Source organism: Shewanella sp. SM32 (assembly GCF_025654235.1).
GTDB classification, from domain to species: domain Bacteria; phylum Pseudomonadota; class Gammaproteobacteria; order Enterobacterales; family Shewanellaceae; genus Shewanella; species Shewanella oncorhynchi.
The window spans coordinates 65,738-90,627 of the sequence record NZ_JAKKRO010000008.1 but is presented as its reverse complement, the minus strand read 5'-3'; the positions used below and the strand labels follow the sequence as shown (position 1 = coordinate 90,627).

The window sequence follows — 24,890 nt, the reverse complement described above, 5'->3', positions numbered from 1 at the left end:
ATCGGGATCAAAAGATTAACCCATTTGTGCAAAGCAAATAAAAAAGGACGCTTTTAGCGTCCTTTTAGTGTCAGTTATTCGTGCCAGTGGCTTAGCGCATCGCTAATAACATCTCTTGAGGCTGCTCAAGATACTGTTTCCACAGATTACAGAAGCGAGCAATGGTGCCGCCATCGATCACTCTATGGTCACCTGACCAGCTCACTTGCATGATTTGGCGGGCTTCGACTTCCCCTTTCGCGTTAAAGCGTGGTAGGGTTTGCAACTTACCTAAGGCCACAATCGCCACCTCAGGTTTGTTGATGATAGGCGTCGCCACTGTGCCACCTAGAGCGCCAATGTTAGAAATAGATATAGTGCCGTCTTTCAGATCCGCTGGCGCCACGCGGCCGCTGCGGGCAGCTTGGGTCAGGCGGGTGATTTCTGCCGCCACTTCTAAAATGCTCTTATCCTGCACATCTTTGATGTTGGGCACCAAGAGACCGACTTTAGAATCCACTGCCATGCCGATATTGTGACGTGCCTTGTAAGTTAGTTCAGTGCAATCAGCATTCACTTGACTGTTCATCACAGGGAACTGACCTAACGCGAGCGACATTGACTTCATGAAGAAAGGCATCATGGTCAGCTTCACTTCATCAGACGAATACTTCACTTTCATGCTTTCACGCAATGCAACTAAGTCTGTTAAATCAAACTCTTCGCAATAGGTAAAGTGCGGAATGCTCGACACAGATTCCACCATCATGCGTGCCATCACAGCTTTTACGCCGCGAATAGGCTCAACCGTGTCAGCGCGTTGAGTCACTATGGATGTTGGAACTTGGGTTTGAGATGCTTGAGTCGCATGAACTGGCGCCTCTTTTACCTGAGCCACACTTGGAGCAGAAACATTGCTCGCGCCTTGTTGGAAGCGAGTGATGTCTTCCTTATACACACGGCCGTGCTTTCCTGTGCCAGGTACTTGGCTCAAATCGATATCTAACGACCGCGCCATACGACGAACTGCGGGGCTGGCTAAGGCTTTACCTTGACGAGCAGGCTCTGCATTCACAGCCTGCGCTGCAGGTGCCGCATTGGCCACTGTATCTGTATTTGTTGTCGCTGCAGGTGCAAAAGCCGCCTGTTCAACTTCAATGGCAAATAAAGGCGCATGTACTTTAGCTAGCTGACCTTTGCGATAATGCAGTTTGGCAATTTTACCCGCTTTAATGGCAGGAATTTGCACCAGCGCTTTATCTGTCATCACGTCGGCAATCGGTTGATCTTCCTCAACCCAATCACCTTCACTTACCAACCATTCGACTAGCTCACATTCAACAATGCCTTCGCCAATATCTGGGAGTAAAAACTCTTCAATGCTGACTGATGAATGGGATGACGTGGTCGCGTTTGTGACTGCCACTGGCTCAGTCACTTTTGCAGTCGTCGCAGCAGGTTCAGCCGTAACAGATTCGCCTGCGATTTCAACGGCATCTTCAATTTTTACGGCATAGAGCGGCGCATGCACTTTCGCAATATCGCCCTTCGCGTAATACAGCTTAGTGACCACGCCCGCAAAAGGCGCAGGGATTTGCACTAAGGCTTTGTCTGTCATGACATCGGCAATCGGCTGATCTTCAACGACAGTGTCGCCTTCTTTCACCAGCCATTCAACGAGTTCACATTCAACAACGCCTTCACCAATGTCCGGCAAAATAAAATCTTTAATCATACCGGACTCCTAGAAGGTCACTGATGCTTTGATGGCTTCAAAGGTCTTAAGCGCATCGGGCATATATTCTTTTTCATGGACGAGTGGATACGGGGTATCTAAACCACAAACGCGGCTAATGGGCGACTCTAGATACAAGAAGCATTCTTGCTGAATCGTCGCCGCAATTTCACCGGCAAAACCACCGGTTAATGGCGCTTCATGGTTAACCAATAAACGTCCGGTCTTTTTGACAGAATCGGCAACGGTATCGATATCCCAGGGTGACAAGGTGCGTAAATCGATAACTTCGCAGGAGATCCCTTCTTTAGCGGCCATGTCGGCGGCTTTTTCAAGGATTTCCATTTGCGCGCCCCACGCCACTAAGGTGATGTCTTTACCTTCGCGAACCACTTCAGCCTTGCCCAGTTCGATTTCATAATCGCCCGCTGGCACTTCGCCAACCGATGCGCGATATAAACGCTTAGGCTCAAAGAAGATCACCGGGTTTTTGTCACGGATTGACGCCAACAGCAGTCCTTTGGCTTGCTCAGGGTTGCGTGGTACCACGACTTTTAACCCCGGCGTCTGGGTAAAATAGGCTTCGGGTGATTGCGAGTGATAATGTCCGCCCGCGATACCGCCGCCATAGGGCGTACGGAACACTAATCCACCGACATCGAACTCATTACCGCTGCGGTAGCGGAACTTAGCCGACTCGTTGACGATTTGATCGAACGCCGGAAAGATATAATCGGCGAATTGGATTTCAGCCACGGCAGTCATGCCATTTGAGGCTAAACCATTGGCAAAACCGGCAATACCTTGCTCTGTCAGCGGCGTATTAAAGCAGCGAGCGCGACCGAATTTTTCTTGAAGACCGGAAGTGGCGCGAAATACCCCGCCAAAGTGGCCCACATCTTCACCAAAAACGACCATGCGTTCATCGGCTTGCATGGCAATCGACAAGGCCTCATTGACGGCCTGTAACATATTCATTTCAGCCACGGCTTATAGTCTCCCTGCACTTTTTGGATAGGCTTGCGGATATTTTTTGATATGTTCTTTAAGATCGGCGAGTTGCTTTCTCAGTACTGGCGTCGGCTTGTCGTACACATCTTCAATAATTTCATCCAGCATAGGCACAGGAATTTTTTCAGCCACTTTTACCGCAGCCAATACTTCTTCACGATATTTCTCATGCCGTTTCACATCATCCGCTTCAGCCAACCAACCTTTGTTGATAAGCCATAATTTGAAGCGTTTAACCGGATCGTGTTGCTGCCACTTGGCTTCTTCATCTTTCGAGCGATAACCAGAGGGATCGTCTGAAGAAGAGTGTGCGCCGAGACGGTAAGTCATGGCTTCAATCAGCACAGGCGCATTATGCTCAATCGCATAGGCGCGGGCTTGCTGGGTTGCCGCTAACACGGCCAACATGTCATTACCATCAACACGAATGGTGTGCATGCCATAACCGACACCACGGCTGGCAATACCGTTACCGGCAAACTGCTCTTCGGTGGGCGTTGAAATGGCGTAGCCATTGTTACGACAGAAGAAAATCACTGGGCATTTCAGTACCGCGGCCATGTTTAGGCCAGCATGAAAATCCCCTTCCGATGCAGCGCCTTCGCCAAAATAACAAACCGCGACTTTGCGCTTACCTTGCATTTTTAAGCTGTAGCCCACACCGGTCGCCTGCGGGATTTGCGTGGCTAACGGTGAAGAAATCGTTTGATAATGCAATGCCGCACTGCCGTAATGGATTGGCATTTGGCGACCTTTACCAAGATCTTTCTCGTTACTGAACATCTGATTCATAAACTGTTCAGTGGTAAAGCCGCGATAACGCAGCGCCGCATGCTCGCGATATTGCGCGAGGATCACATCTTCTTGATCGAGTGCGGCCACACTGCCGACAATCGCTGCTTCTTCACCCGTACAGGTCATGTAGAAGCTGATGCGCCCTTGGCGCTGGGCACCAAGCATACGTTCATCAAGTACCCGAGTGAATACACAGGTATCGTAAATTTTAGTGGCTAAGGTTTCATCTATCACAGGCAAAACCGCGGTTTCATAAGTGGTGCCGTCGGCTTGTAGAATTCGAAGGATAGGAATGTGTAGCGATGCCTTATCCAAGAAGCCGACACGGTGCACTGTATCAGTGTTGAGTGTTGCTTTGCTCATATTGTGCTCTTGTTATCTCATTACGCATCAAAGCGTTTTGATGCGTCTGTTTATACGAATATGCCCGACGAACATTACGTTAACGTAAACTACCTATCAACCATTGGCATAGCTCAAACCACAAGTTATCCCTGCCACGCATGTATATATTGCTTTACAAGCCTAACGCACGTCCGCATTCACCGCAGGGATCAGGCAAATCACAGTGCGATTGCCAATAGGCACTTTGGCATTAGGGAACACGACAGACTCAAACTCATGTTCCACTTTAATTTCTTGCCCACCTTCCCGCGCTAAAACAAAGCCCTTCGGGAAAGATCTGAAGTTTTCGACATCAGTTGCGAAGGTAAATTCAAAATCATCGAAATGTTTATTGATGACGCGGCACACTTGGTACAAGTTAACCTTATCGGCATCAAATGCATCCAGCTCCAACGGCTTAGCGGTGATCAAGCGCATGAACATTTCATGGGTCGCGATAAAACGCGTCATGTCGTTCTGCCCCATGGGATACACTTTGCCAAGCTCAATGGTAAAGGCATCGGCACCGTAGCGTTCAGAGGAAAAATAACTGAAGGTCGTGGTCGGTTCGTGGTGGAAAAGTACTGTATCGACGCCGCTTGCGGCTAAAAACATAATTTGCTCGCCGCTAAAGGCGCGCCCTGGACGGTAGGGATAGATAGCGAACTTTTCATGCTTCGAGGCGCGCATCGCCGTGTGCAAATCATAATGGATGCGCTGACGTCCATCGGCAACCGTAGTATAAAAACGATCGACATAGGCTTCGAGTTTTTTTGCGCGTACTCGCTCAGGGTTCACTAACCCTGGTGGATTGGAATGCTCACCACTAAAGAGACGATTCATGTTTTCGTCAATAATCCGCGTGCCGTTATTAATCGCTAATGGGTTACCAATGAGAAATAAAGTGCGCTGCTTTGCGATGATCTTTTGCTGTAGAAGTTGTTTAATTAAGCTATTGCAGAGTTCAATGGGCGCGGTCTCGTTACCGTGAACACCGCAGGAAAGCACAATATCTTTTCCTTCATTCTGTATTGGTTCGAAAACAATAACACCGGTATCCCACACTTCCACTTGAGTATGATCGCCTAAGTTAAATGAAAATTCGCCATCGAACTGTTCAGGATGGGCTAAGGTGAGCGCTAAAAAATCCTTTGAATCTAACAGAGCTTGTAACACAGAATTCTCCTTATAATGGTGTGTAACAGTATTGGCGCAATAACATAAGTGCTGGCAGTAAATAACCTCTTAAGCATTTTTCTCACCGCGGTTAGTCTCACTCGCACCTAAAAAACGGCTTCAATACTAACACATGTTTTTAGTGCTGTTCTCAGACATTTATTGCCGTAGGACCCAGTTTTAAGCGGAATGACATTCAACTAAGCTGATTGTTAAATTCTCAGGACATTCCCTAAGAATTTCCCATGATAAATATTCCAGCTTGAGGCTTGCTTTTGCACTCAAGTTTTATCACAATCCTTAGCCATCTAGACTTCTATTGGATTTAATTATGGCGTTAGCAACCTTTGGTGCCGGCTGTTTCTGGGGCGTAGAGTATTTTTTTAGACAAGTGAACGGCGTATCGAATGCCACCTGCGGCTATATGGGCGGCAATAATGCGGCGACAACCTATGAAGAAGTCAAAAAAGGCAAAACGGGCCATGCCGAAGTGGTGCAAGTGGAATTCGATCCCGCCCTTGTCAGTTATGAAGACTTGCTCGATGTATTTTGGAAAAACCACAATCCAACGAGTCTGAACATGCAAGGCGGAGATATTGGCACTCAATATCGCAGTACCATTTTCTTCCACGACCGAGAGCAAAAAGCGGCCGCAGAAGCCTCAAAGTTAGCTTTTGCCCGCTCGGGCCGTTGGGGATTACGCCATATCGTCACTGAAATAGTGCCACTGCAACAGTTCCATGTTGCTGAGGAATATCACCAAAATTACATCGATAAGAATAACTTACCGAGTTGTCATATCGAGTACTAAATACAGTCAAATCAGTATTAGATCAACTACTCACAGCTGAATTAGATACAAACAAAAACGCACTCAAATCTGAGTGCGTTTGTTTTTTGATACTTTATAAACCTACTGCTGCATTAAGCGTTTAGCGCCTTATCAATTAATGCCTGCGCATCTTTGATGATCTCAGCCAAATGCTGCTCACTGATAAAACTTTCGCCGTAGATTTTAAATAACGCTTCAGTGCCCGATGGACGCGCCGCAAACCACCCATTAGCTGTGGTAACTTTGATGCCGCCAATCGCCGCATTATTGCCTGGCGCATGGGTTAACACGTTTTCGATTGTCTCACCGGCAAGCACAGTGGCATTTAAGGTGTCAGCATTGAGCAAAGCAAACTTGGCTTTGTTTTCAAGACTGATTGGGCTATCGATACGCTTATAGAAACTTTGGCCAAATTGTTTTACTAACTCTCGGTGACGCTGACCTGGGGTTTTCCCTGTCACCGCAAGAATTTCTGCGGCAAGTAACCCTAAAATGAAGCCGTCTTTATCTGTGCACCATGTACTGCCATCACGGCGTAAAAATGCCGCGCCAGCACTCTCTTCACCGCCAAAGGCGATTGTGGCTTCGGCTAAACCGTCGACAAACCACTTAAAGCCCACTGGCACTTCGAGTAACTTTTTGCCGTGGAAAGCACAGATTTTATCGATAAGCGCACTCGATACTAAGGTTTTACCTATGGCTAAGGTATCGCTCCAATCTGGTCTGTGTGTCAGTAAATAATCGATAGCGACCGCAAGATAATGATTCGGATCCATCAAACCCGTACCAGGGCAAACTATGCCGTGACGGTCATAGTCGGGATCATTACCAAGGCATAAATCAAAGGATTCTTTATGGGCGAGTAACCCGGCCATCGCGTAGGGAGATGAGCAATCCATGCGGATTTTGCCGTCTTTATCCAGCGGCATAAAGCTAAAGCTTGGGTCAACTTTATCATTAACTAACGTGATATCGAGCCCATAACGCGCGGCAATCGGTGCCCAATAGAAAATCCCTGAACCACCGAGCGGGTCAACGCCGATGCGCAGCTTAGCGTTGGCAATCGCCTGCATGTCGATAACATTTTCTAAATCAGCCACATAGGGTGTAATCAAGTCAATGGCTTGCACATAACCCGAAGTCAGCGCATCGGCATAGGCTGATTTTTGCACGCCAACTAATGCTTGGCGCAGGTAATCATTGGCCCGCGATTCAATCCAAGCCGTGATATTACCTTCGGCCGGTCCACCATGGGGTGGATTGTACTTGATGCCACCGTCCTGAGGCGGATTGTGGGAAGGCGTAATGATCAAACCATCGGACAATGCAGCACCCGTAATATTGGCTTCGCGATTGGCGCAAATCACCCCATGGGAAACCACTGGCGTAGGTGTAAATCCGTCGTTCTGTTGGATTTTCACTGTGACTTTATTTGCCGCCAGCACTTCAATTGCCGACAAATAGGCCGCATAGGATAACGCATGGGTGTCAATCCCAAGGATCAGCGGCCCATCGATATTTGCCGATTGACGGTAGTCCACTACAGCTTGGGTAATCGCCCAAATGTGTTGTTGGTTAAAACTGCCATTGAAGGCGCAGCCTCTGTGCCCAGAAGTGCCAAAGGTGACGCGTTGTTGTACGTCATCCATATTTGGCGTGATGCTGTAATAATGGCTCATCAGTTTTGGAATATTGACCAGATCCGTCTGATTAGCGATTTGTCCTGCCCTTTGATGTATTGCCACCGATGGCTCTCCTGCACTCAATTACAATTAGAAAAAGTAGAAAAATGTCGTACTAACTTGGCTCATCCGCGGATTAAACGCGCTCGGCGATACCCGCTGCTACTGTCGCATCACAACCAAATTGCACTAAAACTTCCGATAAAATAGTGCGTTTCTTGGCGGTATTGTTGTTACTCGTTACCCAGAAACCACTTGTACCAATTTCTTTTGGGTTAGCCGAAGCACTCGCTTCGAGCAGTTGCTCCTTAGAGCGAGCAAAATACAAACGATCGCGCCCTTGGATCTGCAAAATTTGTGAGAATTGCTCTGGGGCTAATTGATACAAACTTTCGAGCAAAAACAGAAAACGACCTACTGCGCCTTTTTGCTGCGATAACTGATGTTCATCGACTAAGCGACTAAAATCATTCACTGCTGGCACTGTTTGCGCCGCGACGGGCTGAATAGGTTCAGCTTCAAGGCTCGGTTGGCTAATCGCCAAAGGCTGAGGTTGTTCGACCGCATCGACGGACAGGCCGAGTAATCGACGAAGAATGTCAGAGGCGCTCTCACCAATTCGTTCTGTTTTGCTGGCAATATGACGATAGAGCTCTTCATCTACTTCGATATATTTCATAACCTTAATTATCCTTTGTTATTCAACAGGCTTAACCGAAAAAAGTGTACCACAGCGATCGGGGCAGATCATTGCGATCTGTTACCAGTGTATCTATCTCTATCAATCTGATAAAGCGCCATTATTCTAAAAGTGCGGGAAATAGCACAGCAAACTAGCAGTTAATCGACAATTGCCGAAAAAGCACACAAGTTACTGGCCGCCCCCACTATAGAAATAGCAACTGACTTGTCAAGCCAACGGCATTAAGGGCACAATTCGCGTCACGCTAAGCTAAAAATCTCCAACAGGAATCACCATGAACTTTGTTTCTACAGGCCAAGGACCCGCAGTGCTCTTGATCCACGGCTTGTTCGGTAATCTAGATAACCTCAAAGGTCTAGGGCAAGTATTAGAAAATCAGTATCAAGTTATTCGTGTCGATGTGCCCAATCATGGTTTAAGTGAGCATTGGGATCAAATGGACTACCCTCGCCTCGCCACTGCAATGATCAGCTTGCTCGACGAACTGGCTATTGAACGCGCCCATATTGTGGGTCACTCCATGGGGGGTAAAATCGCCATGGCGACGGCGTTAGCCTTTCCTGAGCGCATTATCAGTATGGTGGCAGCCGATATCGCCCCCGTCGCCTATGAGCCAAGACACGACACAGTGTTTGCGGCATTAGAAAGCCTGCCCTTAGAAGGCCATACCGACAGACGCTTTGCCCTAAACCACTTAATTGACAATGGTATTGACGAAGCAACGGCACAATTTTTACTCAAAAATCTACAACGCACTGATACTGGTTTTCGTTGGAAAATGAACTTAAGTGGTCTAAAGGCTTGTTATCCTAATATTATTGGCTGGCAAAATCAGACACTAAATCCAGTACAAAGCTATGCTGGACCAAGTCTGTTTATTCGCGGCGGCGACTCAAATTATGTCACTAGCGAGCACAGAAGCGCTATCATGGCGCAATTCCCCGCGGCACAGGCAAAAACACTTGAAGGATGTGGTCATTGGTTGCATGCGCAAAAACCCGTCATTTTTAACCGGATCGTGTCTGAATTTATTGACAAACATTCAATGTAAATCAGCAGCAAACTCGACCGAAAGCATATGGCAGCCGCCATCTTGTTGTGATATATTCGCGCCTCTTTTGGCCTTAGAACACTCTCAAGGACTAAGAAAGTATGTTATCTCAGTACATGGAACAAATTGAAACCATCGGCCTGAACCTGTTTTTTGCCTCGATATTTTTCTTTATCGGCATGGCCATCCACGATGTGCTTAAACAAGGTAACGTGCCAAAATTTGGTCGATTTATTGTTTGGTTAGTGTTATTTCTCGGCTGCGCCGGGTTTATTGTAAAAGGTATTATCCAGATCACTTGGGAAGGCTCAGGGATCGGTTAACAATAAGAACATGGCAAAAGAAGCGACAGACAGAACCACTATTGACCTTTTTGCCAATGAAAAGCGCCGGGGCCGCCCAAGAAGTAATCCTTTGTCCCGTAGCCAACAGCTTAAGGTCAACAAACGCAATCAAATCCAGCGCGATAAAGCCAACGGATTAAAGCGAATAGAGTTAAAGGTGTCACAAGATTTGTATGACGCCTTGAATGAGCAGGCATTGGCCAGTAACATCAGCCGTAGCCAGTTAATCGAATTAATTCTTCAGCAACAAGTTGAGTGCTGAACGAGTACCAGCAAGATTAACCTAATAAGTGAACTAGACATTAAAGGATAGACAATGGCAACTGTAGGTCTTTTTTTCGGTAGCGACACAGGTAACACCGAAGCTGTAGCCAAGATGATCCAGAAAAAACTGGGTAAAAAAATGGTTGAGGTGAAAGATATCGCCAAAAGTACCAAAGAACAGATTGCAGAGTATGACTTGCTGCTGTTCGGCATCCCGACCTGGTATTACGGTGAAGCGCAATGTGACTGGGATGATTTCTTCCCTGAATTAGAGCAAATTGATTTTACTGACAAACTTGTCGCTATTTTTGGTTGTGGTGATCAAGAAGACTACGCTGAGTACTTCCTTGATGCTATGGGCATGGTTGGCGATATTGTTCAGGCCCGTGGTGGCATCATCATCGGCCATTGGCCAACTGCAAGCTACAATTTTGAAGCCTCTAAAGGTCAAGTCGATGACGACCACTTTATTGGTTTAGGTATCGATGAAGATCGCCAGCCAGAGCTGACTGAAGAACGTGTTGATGCTTGGGTTAAGCAAATTTACGAAGAAATGTGTTTAGCTGAATTAGAAGATTAATTCTGTTAACCATTTGATTAAAGCGGCTTAACGCCGCTTTTTTTATGCATATATTTCTACTTGTTGCAACTATCTACTTGTTGTAACTAAGAATAACGACATACCACACTCATGACCAACACACCCAGCTCCACCCATTGGGATATCTTTTGTACCGTCGTCGATAACTATGGCGATATTGGCGTCACTTGGCGTTTAGCCAAACAAATGGCTAATGAGTACCACATTCCAGTTAATTTGTGGGTCGACGACCTCGCAAGCTTCTCCCATATTTTACCGACACTTGAACCACTAAAAGCCACTCAAACCTTCAATGGTGTGAATATTATTCATTGGAAAGAGCGTTTGCCTGTAGCGTTTGTCGCAGGAGCTGTGCTCATCGAAGCCTTTGCCTGTGAATTACCCGAACAGGTAAAAGCGCAGCTGGTTTATTTACATCAGAACGCCCCAAAATCTGTACCTGTCTGGCTGAATTTAGAGTATTTAAGTGCTGAGGATTGGGTTGAAGGCTGCCATGGTTTGCCATCGTTACAAGCCAATGGTTTGAAGAAGTATTTCTACTTTCCCGGTTTTAGCGCCAAAACGGGTGGACTCATTTGCGAGCAAAATTTGTTTGCAGAGCGTGATGCTTGGCAAGCTGATACTGCCAATAAATTGCAGCTTTTTACTGATCTAGGTCTTAAGGACATTCAGGCACAAGACACTGTTATTAGCGTTTTTAGCTATGAGACCGAGGCGCTACCCGCATTATGTGAGTTATGGCAGCAATCGGTAGAAAAAATCCATGCGCTGATCCCCAAGGGGCGTAGCTTAAACAGTCTGACACATTTACTGCCCTGTGAAATTGCCGCTCTAGTGCCGGGTCAACAGATAAATCATGGCAATTTAACCCTGCACATTTTACCTATGACAGACCAACAGGGGTTTGATCGCCTGCTCTGGAGCTGTGATTTTAATATCGTGCGCGGTGAAGATTCCTTTTTACGTGCCCAATGGGCCGCAAAACCCTTCATTTGGCACATTTATCCCCAAGAAGATGATTATCACCTCGTAAAATTAGAAGCTTTTCTCAAACTTTACTGCGATAATCTGCCACCTAAAATTGCTTGTTATTGGTCTGAATTGAATCTCGCGTTCAACCAAGCACAGCAATCAGCCGTGAGCCTTAACTGGCAAAACCTTAATCCTGTTAATTTGCCCTTGTTGCATCACCATGCTAAACAATGGCCAATTAATGCATTAAATGCTGCAGATCTCGCTACTCGACTAGTTCAGTTCGTTAAAAACAGCTAAGATACTGCGCGAAAACAGAAAAATCTAAATATAGGAAATAGTGTAATGAAAACTGCTCATGAAATCCGTCCTGGTAACGTGATCATGTTAGATGGCAGCCCATGGGTTGTGCAGAAAACTGAAACAACTCGTTCTGGCCGTAACGCTGCTATCGTTAAGTTAAAGTTGAAAAACTTACTGCTTAACTCTGGTACTGAAACGACTTTCAAAGGTGAAGATAAGTTAGAAGACATCATCCTAGATCGTCTTGACTGCACATATTCTTACTTTGCAGATCCTATGTTTGTATTCATGGATGCAGAATACAACCAATACGACGTAGAAGCTGAAAACCTAGGTGATGCAGCGGCTTATATCGTTGACGGTATGGAAGAAACTTGCCAAGTGACTTTCTATGATGGCAAAGCTATCTCTGTTGAAATGCCAACCACTATCGTCCGTGAAGTGATCTACACTGAGCCTTCAGCTCGTGGCGATACTTCAGGTAAAGTAATGAAGCCAGCGACTATCACTGGCGGTGGCACAGTAAGTGTTGCTGACTTCGTGAAAGTAGGCGACAAAATTGAAATCGACACTCGTACTGGTGAATTCAAGAAGCGCGTTTAATCGCCCTTCTCGTTTCCAGACAAAGAAAAGCCAGTGCTTGCACTGGCTTTTTTGTTGCTATTTTTTAGTTGAACATTTTTAAGACTCTTAAGTCATTGAAGGGGTAAAACTTTTATAAGTAATAATTCCCTTATTCATAAAAGCGTTAGCATTGCGGCCCTAAGAAACGTCGCTCCCAAGCCCCTATCTCACTCAAATAACTTTGGAATTCAATTTCCTTCACCGATACAAAGCCAGTGACAAAATCGTCCCCGAGTAAGCGTCGTGCCGAATCACTTTGGCGCATTTGCGTTAACGCAGCTAAAAATGTCTGCGCTAGGTCATGGCTGCTATCGTAGGCGCTCCCGGTTTCTGGTGCACTTGGCGATAATTTTTCTTCTATTCCGGCAAGGCCCGCTGCCAAAGATGCGGCAATCATCAGGTACGGATTAGCATCGGCGCCCGCAATGCGATTCTCTACCCGTCTCGCCACCGGAGCACTCAATGGCACACGTAAGCCAGTGGTGCGATTATCAACGCCCCAACTTAAATTAATCGGCGCTTGACTGCCGGAAATGTAACGTCTAAATGAATTGATATTGGGTGCGAATAACAACATTAAATCAGGTAGATACTTTTGTAATCCGCCGATGTAGTGGTGAAAACGGTCAGTGTCGCTACCATCTGCATGGCTGAAAATATTATGACCTTTCTCATCGACGACACTTTGATGTAAATGCATAGAACTGCCGGGTTGACCCGCTATGGGTTTTGCCATAAAAATCGCATTCAAACCATGTTTTATGGCGATTTCTTTCGCGGCATATTTGAACATAAAGGCTTGATCTGCAAGAGCCAACGGATCACCATGCACTAAGTTAATTTCATATTGTGATAGCCCCATTTCATGGATCCAAGTATCACCTTTAATCCCAATCGCATCGATGGCGGCATTAAACTCATCCCAAAATGGTGCGAGTTCATTGAGCATATTCATGCTAAACGCGGATTGACCATTTTCAACTCGGCCACTTTTTGAAATGGGCGCCTGATACGGAACACTCGGATCGGTATTCGCCTCCGTAAGATAAAATTCAATCTCGGGTGCCACCACAGGGGTTAACCCCAAGGCTTGGTAACGAGCCAGCACATTTTTTAACATAGAGCGCGGCGCAAATGGACATAAATTACCATCCAGTAATACGCAGTCATGGATGGCAAATGCGCGCGGCACTGTGCTCCATGGGATCATCTTGAGAGTGCTGTAATCGGGGACGAGTAAAAGATCAGGATCAGCATCAGGGAAAACAGGATCGTAGGAATACTCACCGGTAATCGCTTGCATCGAAATCGCTTGGGCAATACGTAATTCAGCACCCTGAGCAAAACTTCGGGCTGGCATAAGCTTTCCCCTTGGATAGCCTGAAATATCAGGGAATAAACACTCGACATCACGTATTGTGCCGTGCTCGAAAAACGCAGTAAGAAGAGTTGAGTCCATTTGATTCGTTTGCCACTAATGTTGAAAATAATGCCCTGAAGGATGCAAAGTATAATCAGGCTTTGATTTGAAAAGCTACATGGCGATGATGAAATATGTAAAATATAAATGACAATTTCGTAAAATATAATTTGACATCAGTTGGAAATCTTCATTTAACAGTGTAATCGTGTTTATCCTAGTTCAAGCCTCATCACTCTTTATTCACCTTTTACTCACTCTAGCCGTCTAACCTAATTATGGCAGACATAAAAAAACCAGCCGTAGCTGGTTTCTTATATTAATCGTGACAGAAGTTATGCAATCACAATAAAGCCGATAAATGCTATTACTGCTGCGATAAGTGCATAAGGTAACTGAGTCACAGCATGGCTCACTAAGTTACAACCTGAGCCTTGGGCGGCCAATACGGTTGAATCTGAGTAGAAGCACGCTTGGCTACCAAATGATGATGCAGACAATAAGGCCCCAATGACTAATGGGATGTCCGCCCCAACCGCTTGCGCTAATGGCATCACGATAGGAATCGTCACGGCAAATATACCCCAGCTCGAACCTGTGGCAAACGCGAGTATAGCCATAGATAAAAACACTACCGCAGGCAGCAATTTAGGTGTCATAAATGGGCTTAATGACTCAATGACATACTGCGGCAGTAACAACTGATCGCACACATCCTTAAACACAAACGCCGCAATCACAGTGCTAATGGCCGGTAGCATGCTTTTAAAGCCATCGATCATTTGGTCCATCATCTCTGAAAATGGCATCAAACGCTGCACTGCATAATAAGGAATCGTGATAACTAAGGTCGCCAGCAAGCCTTTCCACACGTCGATATCAAAGTACACGGTAAAGGCAACTAACAAACCAATAGGTACTAAAAAGTTATGCAGTTTGCCCTGATTATCGGCGTGCTTAAATTCCTCTTCTATGGCTTTAACCGCATATTCATCCGAAGTTTGAACTTGGTCGAAATCCACTTGCGCTTCCGCGGGTTCACCTTGGGCAGCGCGCAGCTGCGCAGTCTTCATTGGACCAATGGCGGGCACAATACCTAATGCGACAAGTAGCACCATAGCCACAGCTAACCAAGCATAAAGCATGTAAGGAATGGCTTGCATATAAACTGCAATGCCTTGACCTTCGGCTGCCACACCGTTATCCACCAGTAATCCACCAAAAAATACCGCCCAAGTCGATAATGGCACTAACACGCACACGGGCGCGGCGGTGGAGTCCACGACATAGGCGAGCATTTCACGGGACACTTTAAATTTATCCGTTACACGCTTCATGGTTTCACCCACGGTCAACGCATTGAGATAGTCATCGATAAAAATCACGATCCCAAGGATAAAAGTCATTAATAAGGAAGATTTAGGTCCTTTCGCCAATTTAAGTGCATTGCGGCCAAACGCTAAGGCGCCGCCAGTTCGTACTAAAAGTGCGATGAGCGCACCAAAACCACCACACACCAGAATCAACCAACCTATGGTTTCATCGGCCATAACCTTCAATGACACACTAGCAAAATTGTTTAAGACTTGACTGGGATCGAGTAACAGGAAACCGGTTACCGCACCTATGATCAAAGATAAAATAGGACGGCGTAACCAAATAGCTAACACCAATACCACCAAAGGTGGAATGAGACTTAACGCTGTCGGTTCAGACATGCACTTAGGTCCTCTAAATAAATCGCCTAAAAGGCAAATGGTTTTAGAATAACGTCTGAAATCAACACGATTCAGAACGTCAACACAGCTGCTTCATGATGACTAACCCTGAAGATAAAACCCGCTAATTGCTTGCTATCTAAGGTGCCTTGCCAAAAACATCGCGCAGAAAATAAAGCGCATCGAATATTGAGTCAACTATAAATTTAACTTGATAGAAAATAAATTTATTTCCCGCGAGACAATTTTACATAACCGTATAATATATAAGACTTTTAACGCCATTGTAACTTAAACATTTATGATCTTCTTAGCTTAATAAGCATTCAATAAATATGCCTAATTATCACAAGATAAAATGCCGCTTGCATAAGTTTACCTTATCAAAAATCTGTGGTTAAAAATCAACCATTAAGTATCCGCTAAAATACATTTACTTCTGTCACGATTGATATGGCTAATATAGAGAAATCAAATATGAGTCAGCTAATGAAAACGCATTTTCATCTTTCGAAATGAAAAAACATAAACAAGATTCCCTACCGACCCAATAGATAAACAATCTCAAAATCATACCAATATCAGAATATAAAACTTGTGCAGATTTCTTTAATCGACTGTTAAAGCATATTTAACTGAGCGATATTTATAAAAAAAGCGCAATTCTGTGCTTATCCCCCCTTTCATCTGCAATGAAATTTCGTTATGGTGCGCTAACTTAAGCCAAAACTTTATGCATGTTCCGAGGTGTAAATGCGCCCTATCATCAAATCCAACAAGCTGGATACCGTTTGCTATGACATCCGCGGCCCAGTGCACAAGGAAGCCCGACGTTTAGAAGACGAGGGGCATCGAATCCTCAAACTCAACATTGGTAATCCGGCCCCCTTCGGTTTCGAAGCGCCTGAAGAAATTGTGCGCGATGTGATCCTCAATTTACCCAGTGCCCAAGGCTACTGTGAGTCAAAAGGATTATTCTCTGCCCGTAAGGCCATAGTGCAGCATTATCAAGCCCAAGGGATTTTTGGTGTCGATATCGAAGATATCTATATAGGCAACGGCGTTTCAGAACTCATTATGATGGCAATGCAAGGCTTGCTAAATACCGATGATGAGATCTTAATCCCCTCACCAGACTATCCCCTGTGGACGGCTGCGGCGAATCTCGCGGGCGGCAAGGCTGTGCATTATCGCTGTGATGAAGAAGCGGACTGGTTCCCCGATCTCAACGACATTAAAAGTAAAATTTCATCACGTACTCGCGGCATAGTGCTGATTAACCCGAACAACCCAACCGGAGCGGTATACAGCAGAGAATTACTGCTGCAAGTAGTTGAACTTTGTCGTCAACATGATCTGATCCTTTTTGCCGATGAAATTTACGATAAAATTTTATACGACGAAGCCAAGCATATTCCTGCTGCGGGTCTATCAGATGATATCTTAACTGTTACTTTTAACGGTTTATCAAAGGCTTATCGTGCAGCAGGATTTCGTGTTGGTTGGATGATGTTATCTGGCAATCTTAAGGCAGCTAAAAGTTACATCGAAGGCTTAGAAATGCTGTCCTCGATGCGCCTCTGTGCAAACGTGCCCAATCAACATGCGATTCAAACCGCGCTCGGCGGTTATCAGAGTATTAACGAGCTTATTTTGCCTAATGGCCGCCTCACAGTCCAAAGGGATGCCTGTTACGAATTACTTAACCAAATTCCAGGTGTGAGCGTTAAAAAACCCAAGGGCGCACTCTATGCCTTCCCGAAACTGGATATGAAGAAATTCAACCTAAGGGATGATGAGCGTTTAGTGCTGGATTTGCTCAGAGAAAAGAAAATTCTGTTAGTGCACGGCACGGCCTTTAACTGGCCTGATCCCGACCATTTACGAGTGGTTTTCTTGCCCTATAAAGAAGATCTGAAGAAAGCATTTACCGAGTTTGGTGCCTTCCTCGAAAACTATCGACAATAGAATATCCCTTTAACGGTTTGAGACATAAAGCGATCCTAGTGGTCGCTTTATTTTTAGCTATTTATTTAAATCCTCTACGCTCATGCTCACGTGTCATCCAAGGCTGTGATAATCTAAGACTTCATTAGCGTCAATACTGCCTATTCACTCGTTTCATGTCTTCCAATGCAGCTTGTCGCCTTTCTATTCACTCATTAGCTGGCAAACCATAAGTCATATACTTGCCCACTTTTAACAGGAAAACTATGAGTCACTTATTTGCCCATTTAGCTCGCATGAAACTTATCCAACGCTGGCCTTTGATGTACAACGTTCGCACTGAAAATGTTCAAGAACACTCGCTTCAAGTTGCCATGGTAGCCCATGCACTAGTGATCATTAGTAATAAGAAATTCGGCACGACGCTCGATCCCCATCAAGCCACGAGTCTGGCGATTTTTCACGATGCCAGTGAAATTCTCACCGGTGACTTACCGACGCCAGTGAAATACTTCAATAAAGAAATTGAAGCCGAGTATAAAAAGATTGAGGCGATTGCCGAGCAGCGCATGTTAGATATGGTACCTGAGGAATTTAAAGAAGATTATCGCAATCTGTTCATCAGCGATTACGCCGATCCCGTTTACAAGACCATAGTGAAATCGGCTGATACTCTGTGTGCCTATCTTAAATGCCTTGAGGAAAACCGCGCTGGCAACAGTGAATTCAATACTGCCCGTAAGCGTCTCGAAGACATGCTGGCGACAAATCCAGATCCCGCAGTACAGTATTTTATGAGCTGCTTTGTGCCCAGTTTCACCTTGAATTTAGACGAAATTAACAAGATGCTTTGATTTTCCACTCTCGCTAGGAATGCATATGACTTCAAGTGTTTGGCAAGAACGCCGTCATGGTGAAGATAAACAACGGCGCTTTGATCACCGTAGCCCCTATCAAAGAGACAGGGCGCGTATTCTCCACTCGGCCGCCTTTCGCCGCCTTCAGGCCAAGACTCAAGTGCTCGGTGTTGGCATGAATGACTTCTATCGCACCCGATTAACCCACTCACTCGAAGTCTCGCAAATTGGCACTGGCATAGCCGCGCAGCTCAGACGCAAATATCCACAACATAAACAACTGCTTTGCTCTATGAGCTTATTAGAGTCCCTGTGCTTGGCCCACGATATTGGTCATCCTCCCTTCGGCCACGGTGGCGAAGTGGCATTAAATTACATGATGCGCGACCACGGCGGCTTTGAAGGCAATGGCCAAACCTTTCGTATTTTATCGAAACTTGAGCCCTACACTTTAGATTTTGGGATGAACTTATGTCGGCGTACCATGCTCGGGATTTTAAAATACCCAGCGCCGCACTCGAAGCTATTTGTCGCGGGCGAGCATAGTGAAATCACCAACCACAGACAGTTAAAACCGTCACAATGGCCGCCGGTTAAGGGCATTTTCGACGATGATAACGACATCTTCGCTTGGGTACTTGAGCCTTTGTCTGAGGCAGATAGCCGTCGTTTTACCTCGACACAGCAAGGTTCACACCCCGCCCTGCACCACTATCCACATCTGCGAACCCAGTTTAAATCCTTCGATTGCTCGATTATGGAACTGGCTGATGACATCGCCTATGCGGTACACGATCTCGAAGATGCGATTGTGATGGGCATAGTCACAGCGTCCCAGTGGCATCAAGATGTGGCGCCGACACTGACGAACAGCAGTGATGCGTGGATACGACAAGAGCTTGCCGATATTGGTAATAAGCTGTTTTCCCATGAGCATCACTTGCGTAAAGATGCCATAGGCACACTCGTTAATGGCTTTGTCACCGCTATTGTTATCTCAGAAGATGACGTGTTCGAAGAACCATTATTGCGCTTTAATGCGACGTTAGAGCCGGAATTTGCCATTGCGCTCAATGTGCTCAAGCAACTGGTTTATAAATACGTTATTCGTAAACCCGAAATCCAAATGCTCGAATATAAAGGCCAGCAGATTGTGATGGGCTTATTCGAAGCCTTCGCTTCCGATCCCGAGCGTTTACTGCCACTGAACACCCAAGAGCGCTGGCGCGAAAGTGAGCAACAAGGTTTAAACAGTCACAGAGTGTTGGCGGACTATATTTCGGGGATGACAGATGAGTTTGCAGGCAGACTATATCAGCAGTTGTTTAGCCCAAAAGCCGGCTCAAATGTAGAACTGAGCAAGGAAATGTAGGCAAGCAGACATTGCGCGGCCCGACTTGCTATAAAGCCAGACTGTTTGTAAATGCTCGTGTTACTGTAAAAACCAGACTTTCTACAGAGTCAGCGATCGCAGCCGTTCTTTATCAAAATGCGAAAGATAAAAGACAAAAAACCACCTTGTGGTGGTTTTTTATTTTGTCACTATTTCAAACTCGATTTATAAAGCGCCAATGGCATCTTTACAAAGTTGAGTGATACGATCCCAATCGCCGTGTTCCATTGCATCCGTTGGCGCAATCCAACTACCACCAATACAATCGACGTTTTTCAGCGCTAAATAATCTTTATAGCTGCTTGGCGTAATGCCACCTGTTGGGCAGAAGCGAATATCCGCTAGCGGACCCGAGAAGGCTTTAAGAGCATCAACACCACCCGAAGCTTCAGCTGGGAAGAATTTAAAGTGGGTGTAACCGAGCGCCATCCCCGTCATCACTTCTGAAATGCTCGCAACCCCTGGAATTAAAGGGATTGGACCATGCATACCCGCTTTGAGCAGTTCAACCGTCGCGCCTGGGGTAATAATAAACTGCGCACCCGCGGCAATCGCAAGATCAAGCTGAGCTTCGTTTAAGATAGTCCCTGCGCCGACTAAGGCCTCAGGCACTTCTTTGGCGATTTTAGTGATAGCTTCGAGTGCACAAGGCGTACGCAAAGTCACTTCTAACACGCTAATGCCGCCGGCAACCAGTGCTCGCGCTAATGGCACCGCATGTTCAATCTTGTTAATCACCATAACAGGAACAATAGGGCTGCGTTTAAAAATATCTTGTGGCTGTAGTGACCAGTTATTCTCAAGCATTGCGTTATTCTTCCTTTGTATTAATAAAGTTCATCGATGGCATTAGTACAACGCGCACCAGTTTCTGGACTACTTAGATTTGAACGTAGCGCACTAAATAACTCGCGGCCCATGCCATAACGTGAGCGATGTAAATCCACAATTCCCGCGGCTCTGGTGGCAAGTTCAGCTTCAGAGACAAGCAGGCTCAGTTCGCCTGTTAACGCATCGACACGGATCAAGTCGCCATCTTGGACTTTGGCAATTAAACCGCCATCTAAGGCTTCTGGCGTTAAATGAATGGCCGCAGGGACTTTACCCGACGCACCAGACATGCGACCGTCGGTCAGCAGCGCGACTTTAAAGCCTTTGTCCTGAAGCGTTCCCAATAATGGGGTTAACTTGTGCAGTTCTGGCATACCGTTAGCTTTCGGGCCTTGACCTTTAACCACCACAACACAATCTCTATCCAAAGCACCGGCTTGGAACAAGGCATCGAGTTTGTTTTGATCGTCAATCACCACTGCGGGCGCTTCAACGACACGATGTTGTTCTTGTACTGCTGACACTTTGATCACAGCGCGGCCTAAGTTACCTTTGAGTAATTTTAAGCCACCGTTGCCTTGGAAAGGTGATGCGACTGACGTTAACACTTCAGTATCTAAGCTAGTCGTTGGACCATCGACCCAGCGCAGTTCACCGTCGAGCAGCCTTGGCTCTTGGGTATAACGGCGTAAACCAAAACCCGCAACGGTATCCACATCTTCATGCAATAGCCCCGCATCGAGCAATTCTTTGATTAAGTACGCCATGCCACCGGCTGCATGGAAATGATTAATATCGGCATGACCGTTTGGATACACGCGCGCCACTAATGGTACAGCATCGGATAATTCAGAAAAATCATCCCAGTTCACAATAATACCGGCAGCACGAGCCGCGGCGACAATGTGCATCGTCAAGTTAGTAGAACCGCCAGTAGCCAAAAGTGCCACAATGCCGTTAACCACAGATTTTTCGCTGACCACTTCACCGATTGGGGTATATTGGGTGCCCATTTCGGTTAAACGACACACTTGCTTAGCTGCCATCTTATTTAACGCTTCGCGCAGTGGATCATCAGGATTCACAAATGACGAGCCAGGTAACTGCAGGCCCATCACTTCAAGCATCAACTGATTCGAGTTTGCCGTGCCGTAGAAAGTACAGGTTCCTGCACTGTGGTAAGACTGGGCTTCAGCTTCTAACAGTTGCGCGCGATCCACTTTACCTTGGGCAAATTGCTGACGAATACGGGCTTTTTCTTTGTTCGGGATACCTGATTTCATCGGCCCAGCAGGCACGAATAACATAGGCAAGTGACCAAAGCTTAAGGCGCCGATAAGCAAACCTGGTACGATTTTATCGCAAATGCCGAGCAGTAAAGCGCCATCAAACATGTTGTGAGACAAGCCCACAGCCGTTGCCATCGCAATCACTTCACGACTCAGTAAGCTCAATTCCATACCGGGTTGACCTTGAGTCACACCGTCACACATGGCCGGAACACCGCCCGCCACTTGTGCAACACTGCCGACTTCCTGACAGGCTTTTTTAAGCAATTCAGGATAGCTTTCATAGGGTTGGTGCGCAGATAACATATCGTTAAATGCCGTCACTATGCCGATGTTCGCCTTATTCAATTGACGCAATGCATTTTTGTCGTCTGGATTACAGGCGGCAAAACCATGGGCTAAGTTGCCACAGCTCAATGAGCTACGGTGTACACCATGGTTACGAGCATCATTCAATGCGGCGAGATAACCTTCACGTGACGCTTTGCTACGGGCAATAATTCTGTCGGTAACAGCTTGAACTACTGAGTGTATTTCTACTGAGTGCATAGTGACTCCTTAAGCGCTCCAGAACACATCAACGGGCGTTTTACGCTGCGCTAATACGGCTCTGATAGGCATAGCATGGACATCATCACTTTCTAACGCTTGACGATATACGGATAATTTCTGTTCCCCGACCAAGTGCAGATAAATTTGTCTGCTGTTCAGAATCGCACTCTTAGAGAGCGTAATTCTACCATGGGGCGCTGTGGTGGGGTTCGTCGCCACACACAGGGCTTGGGTTGTGAGCGCATTTTCAAGCTCAGCACTGCAGGGAAACCAAGAGCAGGTATGACCATCGTTACCCATGCCTAACACCACCACATCAAAAGGACGTGGGAAGTTAGACAAGGACTCGGCGGCCATATCGGCGCCCGCTTCTGCAGTCGAAAACATGTTTTTTAAACCGCGGAATTTGGCATTCGCCGCACGGTTTTGTAATAAATGTTCACGCACGAGACGCTCATTAGAAGCATCGGCGTCGGCTTCAACCCAGCGCTCATCGGCAAGCGTGATATAAACATCACTCCAATCGATGGATTTCATGCTCAATAGTTGAAATAACTTAAGCGGCGTCGAACCACCGGAAACGACTAAGCTCGCTTTTCCGCGGGCATCGACGGCTTCCTGCAACTGGCTCGCAATTCTATTCGCAAGCTGTTGTTCTAACGCACTTGGCGTATCGAAAGATTTGAATACGGTTTCTTTAATCATCAAAGTCTCCTACTCGTCCCACGAACGGCCATCTTTGGTGATCAAAGCAACTGACGCAACTGGACCCCAAGTACCCGCAGGATAAGGTTTTGGTTTTTCGTTGCTTTGTTCCCACGATTGGATAATACCATCCACCCAAGTCCATGCCTGCTCGACTTCGTCGCGGCGCACGAACAGCGCTTGATTACCGAGCATAGCTTCGAGTAATAGACGCTCGTAGGCATCGGCGATGCGTTCATTTTTAAAGGTATCGGAGAAGCTCAAATCGAGTTTAGTGGTTTGTAGACGTTGTTTTTGCTCCAAACCTGGCACTTTGTTCATCATCTGGATTTCAACCCCTTCATGGGGCTGCAGACGGATCGTCAGCTTGTTCGGTGGCAGATTACGGTAGCTTGAGCGATATAAGTTATGCGGTGGGTTTTTGAAATACACCACAATTTCAGAGCTCTTAAACGGCATACGTTTACCGCTACGTAAATAGAAAGGCACGCCCGCCCAACGCCAGTTGTCTATATCCACGCGGATCGCCACGAAGGTTTCTGTGTGTGATTGAAGGTTGGCGCCTTCTTCTTCTAAATAACCCGGGACTGGGCTGCCCTTTAAGAAGCCTGCGCTGTACTGACCGCGTACGGTATTTTCATACACATTGTCTGAATTAATCGGACGCAGTGATTTAAGCACTTTAACTTTTTCATCACGGATGCTGTCAGCATCTAAGTTAACGGGTGGGTCCATGGCAACGAGCGTTAACACTTGCAGCAAATGGTTTTGGATCATGTCACGCATCTGACCCGCTTTGTCGAAGTAACCCCAACGGCCTTCGATGCCCACTTCTTCTGCGACTGTGATCTGGACGTGGTCAATCGTACGGTTGTCCCACTTAGAGGCAAATAAAGAGTTAGCAAAACGCAGTGCAATCAAGTTCTGTACGGTTTCTTTACCTAAGTAATGGTCGATACGGTAAACCTGACGTTCTTTGAAGTAAGCGGAAACTTGGTCATTGATAACGCGAGAAGAGTCTAAATCTGAGCCGATGGGCTTTTCGAGCACCACGCGTGAATCTGGGTGGATAAGATCTTGTTCATGCAAACAACGGCAAATGTCGCCGAATATTGCAGGTGGCGTAGCAAAGTAACTGACCATAACGCGCTCTTCTGGTTTGAGCAGATCATGGAAGGCACTGTAGCCCGCTGAATCGGTAAAGTTAGTGCCTATATAGTGGCAGCGGGACAGGAAACGTTGGAGAGTCTCTTCGCACAAAGGCTCTTTCACGAAGGTGTTTAATGCAAGCGTGACTAATTCGATAAACTCATCTTGAGTAAACTCGTCTTTCGCGACACCGATCACTTTCGTATCTTTATCGAGAAGTTCAGCTTTATCTAGCTGGTATAAAGAAGGTAACAACTTGCGTCGTGCCAAATCGCCTTTAGTACCAAAGAGTACGAAGTCACAAGCTTTGGCGCCTGATGTTGTTTTGCCCATTGCGTTACGATCTCCTTTGTATGTCGTGTCCCTTCATGTCGATGAAGAAATCCACACTTTTGTTGTAATATAACAACAGAATTTGTTAAATGCATCTATTTTTATAAATATTAACATTCTAGCTAACTAGTCACTTGCTGCATAAATCTGATATGCTTTTTGTGCTTAAATTACTGAAGGTAGTAAAGTCTTATTTCAAAATTGTACTGAAAAGTTACTACATAGAGTCTATTAGTGGGC

The 24,890-nt window shown here is 46.1% G+C and carries 22 protein-coding genes; 10 read left to right on the top strand and 12 right to left on the bottom strand.

Going from position 1 to position 24,890, the window contains the following annotated elements; genetic code table 11:
• Positions 1–91 precede the first annotated feature (91 nt).
• The 4 genes from L5M10_RS05285 to astE form a co-directional block, all read right to left on the bottom strand.
• Positions 92–1,714, bottom strand: coding sequence for a dihydrolipoyllysine-residue acetyltransferase (locus L5M10_RS05285; protein ID WP_263254971.1), 1,623 nt, complete (start codon positions 1,712–1,714; stop codon positions 92–94).
• 9 nt (positions 1,715–1,723) lie between these two features.
• Positions 1,724–2,701, bottom strand: coding sequence for an alpha-ketoacid dehydrogenase subunit beta (locus L5M10_RS05280; protein ID WP_014610632.1), 978 nt, complete (start codon positions 2,699–2,701; stop codon positions 1,724–1,726).
• Positions 2,702–2,704: 3 nt separating this feature from the next.
• The gene (locus L5M10_RS05275) at positions 2,705–3,883 is read right to left on the bottom strand and encodes a thiamine pyrophosphate-dependent dehydrogenase E1 component subunit alpha (protein WP_263254970.1); all 1,179 of its coding nucleotides are present in this window, start codon (positions 3,881–3,883) and stop codon (positions 2,705–2,707) included.
• A gap of 162 nt (positions 3,884–4,045) precedes the next feature.
• Positions 4,046–5,080, bottom strand: coding sequence for a succinylglutamate desuccinylase (astE, locus tag L5M10_RS05270; protein WP_173496696.1), 1,035 nt, complete (start codon positions 5,078–5,080; stop codon positions 4,046–4,048).
• Between the two features lie 331 nt (positions 5,081–5,411).
• On the opposite strand from astE, the gene msrA reads away from it, so the two are divergent.
• Positions 5,412–5,891: a peptide-methionine (S)-S-oxide reductase MsrA gene (msrA, locus tag L5M10_RS05265; RefSeq protein ID WP_028759985.1), complete on the top strand. Its 480-nt coding sequence runs from the start codon at positions 5,412–5,414 to the stop codon at positions 5,889–5,891.
• A gap of 113 nt (positions 5,892–6,004) precedes the next feature.
• Here msrA and pgm read toward each other — a convergent pair whose 3' ends face one another.
• On the bottom strand, positions 6,005–7,657 hold the full coding sequence (pgm, locus tag L5M10_RS05260) for a phosphoglucomutase (alpha-D-glucose-1,6-bisphosphate-dependent) (protein WP_131524180.1): 1,653 nt from the start codon (positions 7,655–7,657) through the stop codon (positions 6,005–6,007).
• Positions 7,658–7,730: 73 nt separating this feature from the next.
• On the bottom strand, positions 7,731–8,273 hold the full coding sequence (gene seqA / locus L5M10_RS05255; protein WP_105252468.1) for a replication initiation negative regulator SeqA: 543 nt from the start codon (positions 8,271–8,273) through the stop codon (positions 7,731–7,733).
• A gap of 298 nt (positions 8,274–8,571) precedes the next feature.
• Here seqA and L5M10_RS05250 point away from each other — a divergent pair, with 298 nt between their 5' ends.
• From L5M10_RS05250 to efp, 6 genes are all read left to right on the top strand, one after another.
• Positions 8,572–9,348: an alpha/beta fold hydrolase gene (locus tag L5M10_RS05250; RefSeq protein WP_173496693.1), complete on the top strand. Its 777-nt coding sequence runs from the start codon at positions 8,572–8,574 to the stop codon at positions 9,346–9,348.
• Positions 9,349–9,449: 101 nt separating this feature from the next.
• Positions 9,450–9,671, top strand: a complete 222-nt coding sequence (locus L5M10_RS05245; protein WP_006081578.1) for a DUF2788 domain-containing protein — start codon at positions 9,450–9,452, stop codon at positions 9,669–9,671.
• 10 nt (positions 9,672–9,681) lie between these two features.
• On the top strand, positions 9,682–9,954 hold the full coding sequence (gene ybfE, locus L5M10_RS05240) for a LexA regulated protein (protein WP_006081577.1): 273 nt from the start codon (positions 9,682–9,684) through the stop codon (positions 9,952–9,954).
• Between the two features lie 54 nt (positions 9,955–10,008).
• Positions 10,009–10,536, top strand: a complete 528-nt coding sequence (fldA, locus tag L5M10_RS05235) for a flavodoxin FldA (protein WP_006081576.1) — start codon at positions 10,009–10,011, stop codon at positions 10,534–10,536.
• A 111-nt stretch (positions 10,537–10,647) separates the two neighbouring features.
• Complete coding sequence (gene earP / locus L5M10_RS05230; RefSeq protein WP_263254969.1) at positions 10,648–11,829, top strand: elongation factor P maturation arginine rhamnosyltransferase EarP; 1,182 nt, start codon at positions 10,648–10,650, stop codon at positions 11,827–11,829.
• Positions 11,830–11,874: 45 nt separating this feature from the next.
• Entirely contained in the window at positions 11,875–12,435 is a 561-nt protein-coding gene (gene efp / locus L5M10_RS05225; protein ID WP_105252465.1) for an elongation factor P, read from the top strand.
• A 145-nt stretch (positions 12,436–12,580) separates the two neighbouring features.
• Here efp and L5M10_RS05220 read toward each other — a convergent pair whose 3' ends face one another.
• On the bottom strand, positions 12,581–13,915 hold the full coding sequence (locus tag L5M10_RS05220; protein ID WP_263182336.1) for a glutamine synthetase family protein: 1,335 nt from the start codon (positions 13,913–13,915) through the stop codon (positions 12,581–12,583).
• Between the two features lie 296 nt (positions 13,916–14,211).
• Positions 14,212–15,594, bottom strand: a complete 1,383-nt coding sequence (locus L5M10_RS05215; RefSeq protein WP_113939692.1) for a Na+/H+ antiporter NhaC family protein — start codon at positions 15,592–15,594, stop codon at positions 14,212–14,214.
• Positions 15,595–16,347: 753 nt separating this feature from the next.
• Between L5M10_RS05215 and L5M10_RS05210 the strand changes: the two genes are divergently transcribed.
• The 3 genes from L5M10_RS05210 to L5M10_RS05200 all read left to right on the top strand — a co-directional run bounded on the left by L5M10_RS05210 (position 16,348) and on the right by L5M10_RS05200 (position 19,770).
• Positions 16,348–17,562 carry a pyridoxal phosphate-dependent aminotransferase gene (locus tag L5M10_RS05210; protein ID WP_263254968.1) on the top strand — a complete coding sequence of 405 codons (1,215 nt, stop codon included), beginning with the start codon at positions 16,348–16,350 and terminating at the stop codon, positions 17,560–17,562.
• Between the two features lie 245 nt (positions 17,563–17,807).
• Positions 17,808–18,395, top strand: coding sequence for a 5'-deoxynucleotidase (yfbR, locus tag L5M10_RS05205; RefSeq protein ID WP_263141958.1), 588 nt, complete (start codon positions 17,808–17,810; stop codon positions 18,393–18,395).
• 25 nt (positions 18,396–18,420) lie between these two features.
• Positions 18,421–19,770: an anti-phage deoxyguanosine triphosphatase gene (locus L5M10_RS05200; RefSeq protein ID WP_263254967.1), complete on the top strand. Its 1,350-nt coding sequence runs from the start codon at positions 18,421–18,423 to the stop codon at positions 19,768–19,770.
• A gap of 186 nt (positions 19,771–19,956) precedes the next feature.
• On the opposite strand, the gene L5M10_RS05195 is transcribed toward L5M10_RS05200, so the two are convergent.
• The 4 genes from L5M10_RS05195 to zwf are packed head-to-tail and all read right to left on the bottom strand — an operon-like array spanning position 19,957 to position 24,650.
• The gene (locus tag L5M10_RS05195) at positions 19,957–20,598 is read right to left on the bottom strand and encodes a bifunctional 4-hydroxy-2-oxoglutarate aldolase/2-dehydro-3-deoxy-phosphogluconate aldolase (RefSeq protein WP_028759995.1); all 642 of its coding nucleotides are present in this window, start codon (positions 20,596–20,598) and stop codon (positions 19,957–19,959) included.
• Between the two features lie 20 nt (positions 20,599–20,618).
• Positions 20,619–22,445, bottom strand: a complete 1,827-nt coding sequence (gene edd, locus L5M10_RS05190) for a phosphogluconate dehydratase (RefSeq protein ID WP_263182370.1) — start codon at positions 22,443–22,445, stop codon at positions 20,619–20,621.
• 24 nt (positions 22,446–22,469) lie between these two features.
• Positions 22,470–23,168, bottom strand: coding sequence for a 6-phosphogluconolactonase (pgl, locus tag L5M10_RS05185; protein ID WP_105252460.1), 699 nt, complete (start codon positions 23,166–23,168; stop codon positions 22,470–22,472).
• Positions 23,169–23,177: 9 nt separating this feature from the next.
• Positions 23,178–24,650, bottom strand: coding sequence for a glucose-6-phosphate dehydrogenase (gene zwf / locus L5M10_RS05180; RefSeq protein ID WP_028759998.1), 1,473 nt, complete (start codon positions 24,648–24,650; stop codon positions 23,178–23,180).
• Positions 24,651–24,890 lie beyond the last annotated feature (240 nt).